12 protein-coding genes are annotated in these 12,286 nt (G+C 57.7%); 3 read left to right on the top strand and 9 right to left on the bottom strand.

Annotation, left to right across the window (positions count from 1 at the left end; genetic code table 11):
- Positions 1 to 59: 59 nt before the first annotated feature.
- From CU100_RS24130 to CU100_RS24120, 3 genes are all read right to left on the bottom strand, one after another.
- On the bottom strand, positions 60 to 668 hold the full coding sequence (locus CU100_RS24130; protein WP_106719173.1) for a cupin domain-containing protein: 609 nt from the start codon (positions 666 to 668) through the stop codon (positions 60 to 62).
- A gap of 92 nt (positions 669 to 760) precedes the next feature.
- On the bottom strand, positions 761 to 1,651 hold the full coding sequence (locus tag CU100_RS24125; protein WP_106719172.1) for an MBL fold metallo-hydrolase: 891 nt from the start codon (positions 1,649 to 1,651) through the stop codon (positions 761 to 763).
- A 77-nt stretch (positions 1,652 to 1,728) separates the two neighbouring features.
- The gene (locus CU100_RS24120; RefSeq protein ID WP_106719171.1) at positions 1,729 to 2,607 is read right to left on the bottom strand and encodes a DMT family transporter; all 879 of its coding nucleotides are present in this window, start codon (positions 2,605 to 2,607) and stop codon (positions 1,729 to 1,731) included.
- Between the two features lie 294 nt (positions 2,608 to 2,901).
- Between CU100_RS24120 and CU100_RS24115 the strand changes: the two genes are divergently transcribed.
- Positions 2,902 to 4,056: a fumarylacetoacetate hydrolase family protein gene (locus CU100_RS24115; RefSeq protein ID WP_106719170.1), complete on the top strand. Its 1,155-nt coding sequence runs from the start codon at positions 2,902 to 2,904 to the stop codon at positions 4,054 to 4,056.
- Between the two features lie 10 nt (positions 4,057 to 4,066).
- On the opposite strand, the gene CU100_RS24110 is transcribed toward CU100_RS24115, so the two are convergent.
- The 4 genes from CU100_RS24110 to CU100_RS24095 are packed head-to-tail and all read right to left on the bottom strand — an operon-like array spanning position 4,067 to position 7,762.
- Positions 4,067 to 5,005, bottom strand: coding sequence for a phosphatidate cytidylyltransferase (locus tag CU100_RS24110; protein WP_106719169.1), 939 nt, complete (start codon positions 5,003 to 5,005; stop codon positions 4,067 to 4,069).
- Positions 4,998 to 5,654, bottom strand: a complete 657-nt coding sequence (locus CU100_RS24105; protein ID WP_106719168.1) for a lysophospholipid acyltransferase family protein — start codon at positions 5,652 to 5,654, stop codon at positions 4,998 to 5,000. Before CU100_RS24105 ends, CU100_RS24110 begins: the two co-directional genes overlap by 8 nt.
- 19 nt (positions 5,655 to 5,673) lie before the next feature.
- Complete coding sequence (locus tag CU100_RS24100) at positions 5,674 to 6,096, bottom strand: hypothetical protein (protein ID WP_106719167.1); 423 nt, start codon at positions 6,094 to 6,096, stop codon at positions 5,674 to 5,676.
- 52 nt (positions 6,097 to 6,148) lie between these two features.
- Complete coding sequence (locus CU100_RS24095; RefSeq protein WP_106719166.1) at positions 6,149 to 7,762, bottom strand: EAL domain-containing protein; 1,614 nt, start codon at positions 7,760 to 7,762, stop codon at positions 6,149 to 6,151.
- Between the two features lie 233 nt (positions 7,763 to 7,995).
- Between CU100_RS24095 and CU100_RS24090 the strand changes: the two genes are divergently transcribed.
- Positions 7,996 to 9,756, top strand: a complete 1,761-nt coding sequence (locus CU100_RS24090) for a putative bifunctional diguanylate cyclase/phosphodiesterase (protein ID WP_106719165.1) — start codon at positions 7,996 to 7,998, stop codon at positions 9,754 to 9,756.
- A gap of 30 nt (positions 9,757 to 9,786) precedes the next feature.
- Here the strand turns inward: CU100_RS24090 and CU100_RS24085 are convergent, their stop codons facing one another.
- Together CU100_RS24085 and CU100_RS24080 are read right to left on the bottom strand one after the other, a co-directional pair.
- Positions 9,787 to 10,086, bottom strand: coding sequence for a hypothetical protein (locus tag CU100_RS24085; RefSeq protein WP_183635504.1), 300 nt, complete (start codon positions 10,084 to 10,086; stop codon positions 9,787 to 9,789).
- Positions 10,087 to 10,303: 217 nt separating this feature from the next.
- On the bottom strand, positions 10,304 to 11,341 hold the full coding sequence (locus tag CU100_RS24080; RefSeq protein ID WP_106719164.1) for a DNA topoisomerase IB: 1,038 nt from the start codon (positions 11,339 to 11,341) through the stop codon (positions 10,304 to 10,306).
- Between the two features lie 125 nt (positions 11,342 to 11,466).
- Here CU100_RS24080 and ku point away from each other — a divergent pair, with 125 nt between their 5' ends.
- The gene (ku, locus tag CU100_RS24075; protein WP_106719163.1) at positions 11,467 to 12,270 is read left to right on the top strand and encodes a non-homologous end joining protein Ku; all 804 of its coding nucleotides are present in this window, start codon (positions 11,467 to 11,469) and stop codon (positions 12,268 to 12,270) included.
- Positions 12,271 to 12,286 lie beyond the last annotated feature (16 nt).

Below are 12,286 nucleotides of genomic sequence, written 5' to 3'. Positions count from 1 at the left end.
AGTAGTTTGAAAACGTCTTTGTCGAACTCGATCGCGTGCAAAAAAGCTTCAGGCGTCGTCTAGAACGTCGGCGGCGTGTTGACCCAGAAGATGCTCGCGCGCTTGTCGCCGGTGTTGCGGTACGAGTGGGGCAGATCGGAGCTGAAGACGAAGGCGTCTCCCTCTGCCAGCTGAAACTGTTTCTCACCCACGGTAAGTTCCACCTCGCCCGCGAGGATGTAGCCAACTTCTTCACCTGCGTGCTGGATCGGTCCGGCACTGGCTCCGTCCTTTTCGATATGATGAATATTGCACTGGAGGAGGTGCCCTTGCGAGTAGGGAATGACGCGCTCGAGCGATATGCCCTCGCCGCGCCGCAAGGGATCGAGTGCGATCAGCGGCCTTGCGCCGGCGCGAAAGACAATGCCTTCCTCCCCATCGGACTCCTCGAACATCCAGCCGATATTGGTTTCGAGGACCTGAACCAGCCGGTGAAGCATGGGAAGCGAGGGCGAGGCCTTGCCATTCTCGATTTTAGACAGAAGGCTTTCCGAACAATTGGCCGCTTCGGAAAGAGCCTTCAGTGTGAGGCCGCGCGTCTGCCGTGCCAATTTCAGCCTGGTACCAAGCCGGGCCGGATTGGTCTCGGTGATATTACTTTGCGCCTTGTCGAGCTCAATCTTGTTCATGTCCTGCCGTGACCTGTCATTCTGGTCATCGGCATACCTTGGCGCTCATGACCTGACAATGCAAGTCTTCCACCTTCTGGGCGCAAAACCTGTCAGTCCCACTTCGTGTCGCCGAGGGCATTCAGCGGGATCTTCAAGAAACGGGCTCCATTTGCTTCCGGCTCGGGCAGCCGACCACCATTCATATTGACCTGGAGGGCAGCCAGAATCAGCCGGGGCATTGGCAGGGTCTTGTCGCGAGCTGTCCTCATGGCCACGAACTCCGCCTCTGACCTGCACGCAGAGACGTGAATATTCCGGAATTTTTGCTCGGCGACGGTGCTCTCCCACAAGGGGTCGCGCCCTCCGGGCTGATAATCGTGGCCGACGAAGATTCTCGTCTCCTCCGGCAGCGCAAGGATCGAAGCAATGGACTGCCACAATTGTGCGGCGCTCCCCCCGGGAAAGTCGCAACGGGCTGTTCCGCCGTCGGGCATGAACACCGTATCATGCACGAAGGCGGCATCGCCGATCACATAGGTGATGGAAGCGAGCGTATGGCCGGGCGAAAACATCACATGGCCCTCCAGTTCGCCAATGCAGAACCGATCTCCCTGGTCAAAAAGCTTGTCCCATTGCGATCCGTCGGCAGGAAAATCCGGCCAGTTATATAATTGCTTCCACAGTGCCTGCACCTCGACAACATGGCTGCCAATGGCAGTTGCAGCGCCTGTCTTCGATCGCAGATAGCTTGCGGCGGAAAAATGATCGGCGTGAGGATGGGTGTCCAGGATCCACTCGGCGCTCAAGCCATTCGATTCAACGAATTGCAGGATGCAATCGGCATTGAGGGTCGCCGTCGCTCCCGATTTCTCATCAAAATCCAGGACGGCGTCTATGATCGCGCACTTCCGGGTGGCAGGATCGGCAACGACATACTGCACGGAACATGTTCGCTTGTCGAAGAACGCATGAACGTCCGGCTTTATGACGGCTTCCAACATTGGCGCGTGCCCCCCGACCTCGAATGGTGGCTGGATTTTCTGCGGTTTTGGCTCAGCTTGTCAATCAGCGTAAAGATTTAGGGATTCAACTTCTGCGGAGCCGGCTTGTTCGATACCCCGATCACGACGTGCATGACCACAGCAGCGAGTACGATCAACCCGCCGAACACTGTGCTTTTGCTCGGAACTTCGTTGAAGACGAGCCAGATCCAGAAGGGTGCGAGCGGCGCATCGAGCGACCCGATCAGCGCAGTTTCCACAGGCGGCAGGAGTTTGGCGCCAAGGGTGAAGAGGGCAAGGCCAACGGCCGAAACCAGGAGACCGAAAAGGGCGATGAGCAGGAGATCATGGGCGGATACCGCCAGCGGATTGCCAAGCGGCCAGCAAACCAGCGAACTGACCAGAGCCGAAAGACAGGCGGCCGGCATGACGGAAATATCGGGCGAGCGCCGGATAATGACCATGAGCACCGCCATGCACAGCGTCATACCAAAAGCGAGCGCATCGCCAAAAAGTGTACCTTCGACGCTAAAGCCTACCATGAGCACGACGCCGATTGCCGCGGCGACGCTGGCGAGGATGGCACTCCATGTCGATCTTTCGCCAAGGACGATCCAGCCAAGGAGTGCAGCCACGAACGGAATGGTCGCGTAAATGACGGCCACGTGGGCGACGGTGGTTTCTTTCAACGCACAGATGAAAAACACCATGCCGAGTGCCGAGACGGCGACAAAGAGCCAGCCCGAACGGCCCAGATCGCGGAAGCTGGACAAGATCCGGCCGTGGTCGGTAACGGCCATCACCGCCGCTATGCCGAGAGAGCCGAAGATGCCGCGCCAGGCCAGGATCGTCCAGCTATCTTGCGGGATGACCTGTGTGAACAGCCCCGCAAGGCTCCATGCGATGGCGGATGCGGCCACAAAAATCAGGCCCAGTTGATAAGCGGTCGGCTTCATGATGGTCCTGAACGGTTTGATGGGCGGAGTGTTGCCTGACAAGTGCAGAACTCAGCAATTTGCAAGGCAATTGGCAACGCGGATTTTATTTCATGCTGACAGGCTTGTGTCAGGATGAGGCGTAAGCCAAAACTTACCGCAAGAAATGCGAAGGTGTGCCCGCACGTCTACATTGCAGGAGATTGCAGCCAGTGGCTTGATCGCCGCGAACCGGTGCCGCATAACAGCGTTCCGCAACCGTCGCGCCACCTCGCAGCTGGAGCGCCGATCCTATGCTTGTTCAGGAAACAGAATATGCCAGATACGATTATCCCCAGCTCCGGTGTTCTTGTTGGACGCGCCAAGTTGCCCGGCCATGCCTATCCGCGGATCGTCACGATCCGTGACGGCGGAGTCTTCGACATCACCAGCAGAAATGCACCGACAGTGCGGGACATTGCCGAACTCGATAACCCGGCTTCCTATGTGGCCGGTGCACCCGGCGCGAGATGCGGCGATGCCAGCCAAATCATCGAAAACAGCTGGTCGGAGAATTACGACCCCGAGTTACCGGCGCTGCTTTCGCCCATCGACTTGCAGGCCGTCAAAGCTTCCGGCGTCACCTTCGTCGCTTCCCTGCTCGAGCGAGTGATCGAGGAACAGGCAAAGGGCGACAAGGCAAGGGCTGACTCGCTGCGCGAGGATGTTCTCAAGCTTATAGGTGCGGATCTTTCGAAGATCGTACCGGGGTCCCCGGCTGCGATGCAGGTCAAGGAGGCCTTGATCGCACGCGGCGTCTGGAGCCAGTATCTGGAAGTCGGAATCGGCCCGGATGCGGAAATCTTCAGCAAGGGACAGCCCATGTCGACGGTCGGTTTTGGTGCAGATGTCGGCCTTCACCCCATATCCAGCTGGAACAACCCGGAACCGGAAATCGTGCTGGTGATATCAAGCACCGGACGCATCGTTGGCGCAACGCTCGGCAACGACGTCAATCTCAGGGACGTGGAAGGACGTTCGGCATTGCTGCTCGGCAAGGCGAAGGACAATAATGCTTCCGGTTCGGTGGGGCCGTTTGTCCGGCTGTTCGATAGTGATTTTACGATTGAAACCGTCAAGTCCGCAGAACTCAGCATGCGGGTCGAGGGAGAGGACGGGTTCGTGCTTGACGGACATTCCAACATGGCGAAAATCTCGCGCACCCCGGAATCGCTGGTTGAAGCCACTATCGGCCGGCATCATCAATATCCGGATGGCCTCGTACTTTACCTTGGCACCATGTTCGCACCTGTGAAGGACCGCGATGGACCGGGCAAGGGCTTTACCCACAAGATGAACGACGTCGTTTCCATCTCTACGCCGTCACTTGGGACATTGTCCAATCGGGTAAGGCTTTCGACCGAATGCGCGCCCTGGACCTATGGGGCAAGCCATCTTTTGCGCGATCTGGCAAAAGCAGATTTGCTCTAGAGCAAAATTGCTAAACCCAGAAATAGCGGACCAGGTGAAAGAATACCGGGGCGGCAAAGACCAGACTGTCGGCCCGGTCCAGCATGCCACCATGCCCTTCGATCATGTGACCCCAATCCTTGACGCCGCGATCGCGCTTGATTGCCGAGGCAACCAATCCGCCGAAAAACCCCATGATGCAGGCGACACCCGCCATCAAGCCGGCCTGCAAGGGTGAGAATGGCGTCAGCCAGAACAGCGAAGCGCCAAGCAGCGACGCGCTGATGACACCGCCGATCAAGCCTTCCCAGGTCTTCGATGGCGATATTTTCGGCGCGACCTTGTTCTTGCCGAATAGTTTGCCGAAGACGTATTGCAGCACATCGCTACCCTGTACCGTCGCTATGAGAAAGGCGATAAGCAGCAGTCCCTTGCCTTCGAACCCCGCTATCGGCAGTGTGAGCAGGGCCGGTACGTGGCTGAGGCAATAGACCGAGAGCATAAGGCCCCATTGCTGCTCGCTGACGCGTTCGAGGAACCGTTCCGTATCGCCAGAGACTGCTGTCAGCGCAGGCATTGCAAGGAAGCAATAGACCGGAACGAATATGGCGAACAGGCCGTACCACTCGATCCACAGCAGATAATATTGCACCGGAATGATCACCAGGAACATGCCGAGCAGTATCCAGTGATCGCCGCGGCGTGTGTGCGTGAGCGTCACATATTCTCGCAGGGCTGCAAAGGAAACAAAGGCGAACAACAGGATGACGCCGCCCTTGCCGAACAGGAAGGCAATGGAGATCGCGGCAATCATGATCCACCACGCCTTGATGCGCGAGTTCAAATTGCCCAGTGTCGCCGGCAGCGCATCTCCCTTGCGTGTGCTTTTCCAACTGAGCGCCGTCGCGACTCCACTGGCGGTGGTCAATATGCCGAGGAGACCAAGGAACAGCCAGATCGTTTCAGCCATGATTGAGCGACCTCTGGTGTTCCGGATTGAGTTCAAGCAGGGCATGCTGTGCCCTTTGAAGAAAGACGTGGCGATCTTCATTCGGTCCCAGCTCGACAGGCGTGCCGAAGATGACGCGGCAAAGCAATGGCACGGGCAGGAACGCTCCCTTGGGGAGAACGCGCGACATGTTCTCTATCCAGCACGGAACAAGTTCGACATCGGGCCGCGCAAAGGCAAGGTTATACAGGCCCGAACGGAAGGGAAGCAGCGGCTCGCCGGTCATATTGCGCGTGCCTTCCGGAAAGATGATCAGCGAATGACCCTCCTCGAGGGCACCAAGCATGATGGCCATCGGGTCCTGCGCGCGCTCCGCTCCGGTGCGTTCGACAAGGACTGTGTTGAGCAAGTCGCGGGCAAGCACATGCCGGATCCTGTTTTTTCGCCAGTAGTCAGCCCCGGCAACGGCACGCGTTCGCTGGCGTTCCTCCGGGGGCAGGCATGTGGAGAGCAGGATGAAATCGCCGTGGCTGGAGTGATTGGCGAAGTAGATGCGCTGGCGCTTCGATGGCGCACAGCCCTGCCAGATTGGCCGCACGCCGGTTATGGCGCGCGCGACCCCGGCGAGCACCATGGCAGCCACTCGCCGCAGCGGTTTGTTCTCGATCATATGCCCCCTCCGGTTGTTTTTAACCGGTCCACAACCCATAGGCTGTTATCGCAGCGAATAAAGCAAGAAAAGCCGCGAAAGCAAGGTGTAGTTTCATCAAGAGGCTATTGGTTCGCGTCATGCGTGCATGCAGAGGACGTGTCCGATCCGGCCGTTTGCGCAGATGCATGCGTGCAAGAAGATCGTCTACGGCGCGGCAGCCCTCAGTCTCGTCCTCGTGGGACGCGATGTACCGGAAAAGTGCAGCATCGAACCGGAGATAGACCGCGAGGAAAAGTGTTGCGAGACCACCAATGATCATCAGGGGCCAGAGCCAGCTGAATAGCGGCCCGCCGGCGTCGCCGACGATCGATGAAGCGACCAACAGGAAACATGTCAAGAAACCATAGGTGTGGGCACGATGTTTAAGCCGTGCGGCGAAGGTGGCGGCGTCTTCCTCCACTGCGTTTCCTTTCCTGTTCTACCGGCGCCTTTTCAGGCGAGTGCGTCCTGGCTCACTTTACATGCGATCGATGCTGAAGGGATTTCAAGTCGGCGCGTTGGGGCGGGGACCGATGCGCGGGAGCCGAGTTCAACATTTCCCGGATTGAAGCCGCACTTGCAGGACGGCCAAAAAGCCAGCCCTGCCCATCTACCTTGGGTACGAGAGCAGCAAAATAGTCGCGCTGTGCAGGCGTCTCTATGCCTTCGACGACTATATCCAGATGATGCACATGGGCCATGCCTATGATCTGGGGAACAATGGACACGGATACGGAACCGGTGCCGATCGTCTGCGTGAAGGAGCGGTCGATCTTGATTCCATCGACGTTGAGTTCGCCGAGATAGGCAAGGCTGGAGTATCCGGTGCCAAAATCGTCGATGAAGATGCGGTGCCCGCTGGATCTCAACCGCTTGATGGCCTCTATGGCGCCGGCGGCGTTGGCAGTGGAGCGTTCGGTGATCTCAAGCACGACCTGCTGGCTGGCAACGCCTGCACTCTCGAGACGAAGCGCGAGTGCGGCGCTGAAGTCACGGTTGAACAAATCCGCCGCCGAGATATTGACGCTGATGTGAAAGCCGGAATTGGCATTCAGGACCGCTGCCATGTCCTTGAGAACCTGGTCGATAACGCACAGAGTGAGGCGATTGATCAGCCCGGCCTTTTCGGCAACGGGAATGAACACGTCCGGAGGGATGGATTCGCCCTTTTCCCTCCAACGGACAAGGGCCTCCGCCGCGACCGGGCGGCCGCTGGTAACGTCAACTATGGGTTGGTACTCCACCGTCAGCCTGTTGTGGCCTATCGCCTGTTGCAACCTTGTTTTGAGGCTCAGATTGTTACGCTGTAGCAGGATGAGGATGATCGCCAGAGCGCCGCCAAGGGTGGCGCCAAGTATCGTGATTATCGAGGTGATGGGCTCTGCCGACGCTTCAAGCTGACTGACTTCAGCATTCACGGAGACGCAGGCCATCTCCCGGCATGCATTGCGGTAGACGATGTCCTCGATCCGGCCGACCGCATCGGGCGACCTGTCATCGATCTTGCCTATATCCAACGTGCCGAACATGCCGACAGTCGACGCGATGCCTTGCGGATTATACATGACGCTGAACGTATAGGCAGCGTTCTTCATCGGCTCGAAAGAAGCAGGGTCCAGCACCACGTTGGCGTAGCCAATACCGATTATCGGCGCCGTAGACTTGGATATGGCCAGCCGCGAGTTGGCGTAAACCAGCTTGCCTCCGGGGGTTTCAAGGTCATGCTTGTTAAGCGGCATTGGCGTCTTGCCGTTACCGAAGACGGCGGAACAGTGAAAAAGGCCCTCCCTCACTCTTCCCATGTCCTTGAGGTACCTGGTGCCGAACAGGACGTCGCGCAGGTAGGATATTTCCTTGTCGGAACAGAACGGATAGGGGGACGTGTTGATGACGGTCAGCATCATGTCCGCTTCAGTAAAGACCTGAACCGCGCGATCCAGAAGCTGTTCTGAAAAAATCCGCATCTCGCCCCGGTCGCTGGAGATGACGACAAGCCTGCCGATCCACATCCCGCACAGGGCACCGGCAGCAGCCAGAACGACAATCAGAATTGCCCGGAACCACAGCCGGTCAAAATAGCGCGACATTCGCAAATCCACCAAGTTCCCACCATGAATCCCCACGTCAGGTTGCTGACGTCAGCGCCGATATATCAATGGCATCGTGACCGTTAATATTTCTCTGATTTTTTGGGATTCCGGCCCGAAACCAAGGAGTTTATTCAACCGCGACACGCAGGGCAGCGACATTGCAACAATATATTCTTAAGAGAGTTTCATTCAGAATAGGCTACGGGGAGCGGGGAAATAACAGACATAATATGAGACTTGCGAGATCAGAGTGGGAATTTCAAAGCGTCCTACGGCGGCTGGAGCTTGCTCTCGACGCCTCGCAGATCGGCGTGTGGGAACACAATGCCAAAAATGAGGTGCTTTGGGATCTGCAGATGCACCGCCTCTACGCGACCGGCAAGACGCAGCGGAAAGTGACATCCGACGTCTGGGTGCAGGCGATCCATCCCGACGACCGGGAAAGAGCCGAGAGGGAGTTCGAGGAAGCGATCCAGCGCAAAGGCGATTATTCCTCCGAGTTCAGGATCATTCTGCTAAACGGCGACGTGCGTTATCTCAGGTCGCGAGCGCATTACTACGAGGATGGCGAAACGACAACCTATGTGGGCGCGGAATGGGATGTTACGGCAGACGTCATGCTCAATCGCGAGTTGACGCACCAGAAGTCGATCGCCGAAGCCAGGGCAGTGGCACTGGAGGCAAGTACCGCACAGATCGAATATGCCGCCGAACATGATTACCTGACGGGCCTGCCCAACAGGCGTTACTTCGACAGGCGGTTCTCGGAATTGTCCAATGATCCCGATCGAAGCCGCCTGGCGATTCTGCACGTCGATCTCGATTATTTCAAACAGGTCAATGATACGGCGGGTCATGCGGCAGGCGACGCTGTCCTGAAGTCCGCTGCGCTCATGATCGCCTCCGTCGTTCCGGTGAGCGGCTTCGTCGCCCGGATGGGCGGCGATGAGTTCGTGGTCCTGCTGCCGGACTTCGATACGGTGGAAGAGATTCGCGTGGTGGCACAGCACATCGTCAGGCTGCTCAAGCAGGGAGTATCCTATGGCGGCTCGCTTCTCCAGGCAGGTGCATCGATAGGCGTGGCCTGGATGAACGATGGAAACGCCGCAAACCTTCTGGCTGAATCAGACATTGCGCTTTACCGCGCCAAGAAACTCGGGCGTAACAGGGTCGAGTTCTTCGCCCCAAACCTGAAAACCGAGCTGTCTCGCAACCGTCGTATCGCCGAGCACGTCAAACTCGGCCTCGAGCGGGATGAGTTCGTGCCATTCTACCAGATCCAGGTGGACGCCCGAACCGGCCGTATCGCGGGCATCGAGGCACTGGCGCGCTGGAAGCATCCCCAGCGGGGAATTCTCCTGCCTGAAGCGTTTCTCAAAGTGACGGCGACGCTTGGCCTGCTGGCAGAGCTCGACGCAGCAATTCTCAGACGCGTGTTGCGCGACCGGGAGGCCTGGGAAAGCAGGGGCATCGACGTTCCGCGGATCGCTGTCAACACATCCGCGGCGCGTCTGTCAGACCCTGCCTTGATGGAACAGATCAAGGGCCTGAACATCCAGCCGGGTACGGTTTCCTTTGAACTTCTGGAAACGGTCTTTCTCGATGATATCGAGGAGGACGTGATGATGAACATATCGGCGCTGCGGCAGATGGGGATAGATATCGAGGTGGACGACTTCGGCTCGGGACACGCATCGATTATCGGACTGCTGAAGCTCAAGCCGCAACGACTGAAAATCGACCAACGGCTGGTCATGCCGATCACCACATCACGCGAACAAAGAAGTCTGATCAGGTCGATTGTCGATATTGCCAGAGCGCTCGGGATAGATGTCATCGCCGAGGGTGTGGAGACACTGGCACATGTCAGGCTTTTGCGGCGCCTGGGCTGCGACACATTGCAGGGCAATGCGATAGCCTTTCCTGTTCCGGGCCTGGAGCTTTTCGATCAGCTTGTGGCTGAGCAACAGGGGCAACCGGTCCGGCCGTAGCCAGTGTATATCAATGCAGCCGTGTGCTTTTCAGTGTTCGGTCAGAGACTCCCGCGTTGCATGCGCCGGCTTCTTGAAGGGAAAGGGTTTTTGAAAGATCCCTCGCCCCGCCATGTAGTTCAGCTCTCGATTGGCAGCCATTGCCGCCAGTTCGTCCTCGTCGCGGACCCCGCTTTCGAAGATGGCCATGATGATCCGGGCGAGGTCATTGCAACGCTCGTGGGTCCTCGGGCAACGATCCAGCAGTTGCGACGCCCGGTTGTGGGCACGCTGCATGGTCTCCCAATCGGTCGTTGCGAATATACGCCTGTCTCTGTCTGTGAATGCCATGATACGCTCCCATCCGTTCAGCGAGAACACATCTCAAAGCGGGCCGCCAATCCGCTGGGTTGCACTTGCGGCGATGTGAAAAAAGCTAAGCGCATTTTCAATGCCGCTGCAAATCGAAACGGATTCGCCTTGTCCACCGGCCACTTACCGCATTGCAAAAGAGCGGCGTGCGGAGACAAATCTGGCAGGGCAAATGTTGTTTTTCCGCGCTCGCCGGTCACTGGTTCGTACCCACGCCTGGCAAAACATCGGGCAACCTTTCGAGAAGCCTCATCAGGCCGGTCTCGGGTCCGCTGAGACCTTTGCGATGCGGCGCCCGGAGAAGTGATCTATCGAGCTCTCCGGCGTTGAAGCATTCTGTCACAACGGGGTGAACGTAGCTTGATCGCGCAACCGCGGGGGTATTGCGAAGAAACTCGCTGACCTCCCGCATGGCGGCAGCCAGGGCCCGCTTCCGGGCCGACTCGGTTTTGGCGTCGACCTGTGCCAGGATCTCCAATGCACGAGCGGAACCGTGAAATGTCCTGAAATCCTTGGCGCTGACCTTTGCGCCGGCAATCTCGCGCAGATAATTGTTGAGGTCTCCCGCGTGCAGGCTGCGCCAGCGCTCGTTATCCTTGTACTGGAACAACCGTCCGCGCCGCTTCAATGTCTTCAAGCGCCTGACAGCGGCGCGATCCTTGATAGTAATCTCGTTCTTTCTTTTCGACTTGCCGGGGAAAACGAAATTGGCAACATTTCCGTTGATCTTCAGATCGCTGTTCTTGAGGGAAGCGACGCCGCGGCCGCCATCTTTCGCGTATTTCTCATGTCCCGGTCGAAAAGCCTTCTGGTCGATCAACTTGACTGCCAGCGCAGCCAGCGGTCGGCTCGACGTCGGAGGGCGTTTCATGTCGCGAAGGATGCGCTTGCGAATATGCGGCAGTGCCTTGCCGAACGTCAGAAGACGGCGCGTCTTGATGCTGTTGCGTACGCCTTCCCATCTCGGGTGGTAGATGTACTGGCGGCGCCCCAACGCATCTATGCCAACAGCCTGGATATGGCCGTCGCACTCATCGCAACAAAAGACCTCGGTCCAGGCAGGCGGTATGACGAGGGCCGTGAGGCGCTCGACATGTTTTTTCGAGACGGGACGGCCATTGGTCCAAATATATTGGAAACCATCTTTTAGTGGTTCGCGTTTTAGGGTGAATGTTTCCGGATCGACCAGTTTTATACCAAGTAGCTCTGCATAATACGCATAATCCGGCTGCATTTTTTCACCTTGCTGTTGCGCTTGATGAACGCCGCTTGTGGCGGGACTGTTCCCTGGAGGTTAAAAAAGGCGCAAGGTGACAATCGCACGCCGCCCGTTCGGCATAGGGAGAGGAAAGGAAAGGCATGGCGCCACGTTCATTCTGGAAAGGCTATCTGAAGCTTTCGCTGGTCACCTGCCCGGTGGCGATGGTTCCTGCCACCACCGACAATGAAAAGGTGAAGTTTCACACGCTTAACCGGAAAACCGGAAACCGCGTCGTGAGCCAGTATGTGGATGCAGTCAGCGGCAAGGCTGTGGACGATGACGAGCAGGTAAAGGGATATCAGCGGGGCGAAGACGAATATGTCATGCTCGAGGATGCCGAGATCGATGCTGTCGGGCTCGAAAGCACGCGCACGATCGACATAGAGATGTTTGTGCCGCGCGACAGTATCGATTGGATCTGGTACGACAAGCCGCATTATCTCACTCCTGACGATCCGGTGGGTGAGGAGGCGTTCTCGGTTATTCGCGATGCAATGGAGGCTACCGGACAGGTTGGAATTTCGCGGCTGGTGATGTACCGGCGTGAGCGGGCGGTGATGATCGAGCCCCGGGATCGCGGCATCATCTTATGGACGTTGAGATATGGCGACGAGGTGCGCGATCATGAAGCTTATTTCGGCGATATCAAGAAGGATAAAACCGATAGCAAGCTGATGCCCCTGGTACAGAAGCTCATCGATGAGCGGATGAAGCCGTGGGACCCCAAGATGGTCGATGATCCGGTGCAGGACCGTCTACTGGAGATCATCGCGGCGAAGAAGAAGGGCAAGAAGCGCCCGGCAAAATCCAAGGCGGAACCGGAGCCCGCGACCAACGTGATCAATATCATGGATGCCTTGAAGAAGAGCATCGCCAGCGAGGGCAAGTCGAAGAAAAGCTAGCGCACACTTCCTGATC

The sequence above is a fragment of the Phyllobacterium endophyticum genome (assembly GCF_003010935.1).
In the GTDB taxonomy this organism is placed as follows: Bacteria; Pseudomonadota; Alphaproteobacteria; order Rhizobiales; family Rhizobiaceae; genus Phyllobacterium; species Phyllobacterium endophyticum.
This window is presented reverse-complemented; position numbering and strand designations above follow the sequence as displayed.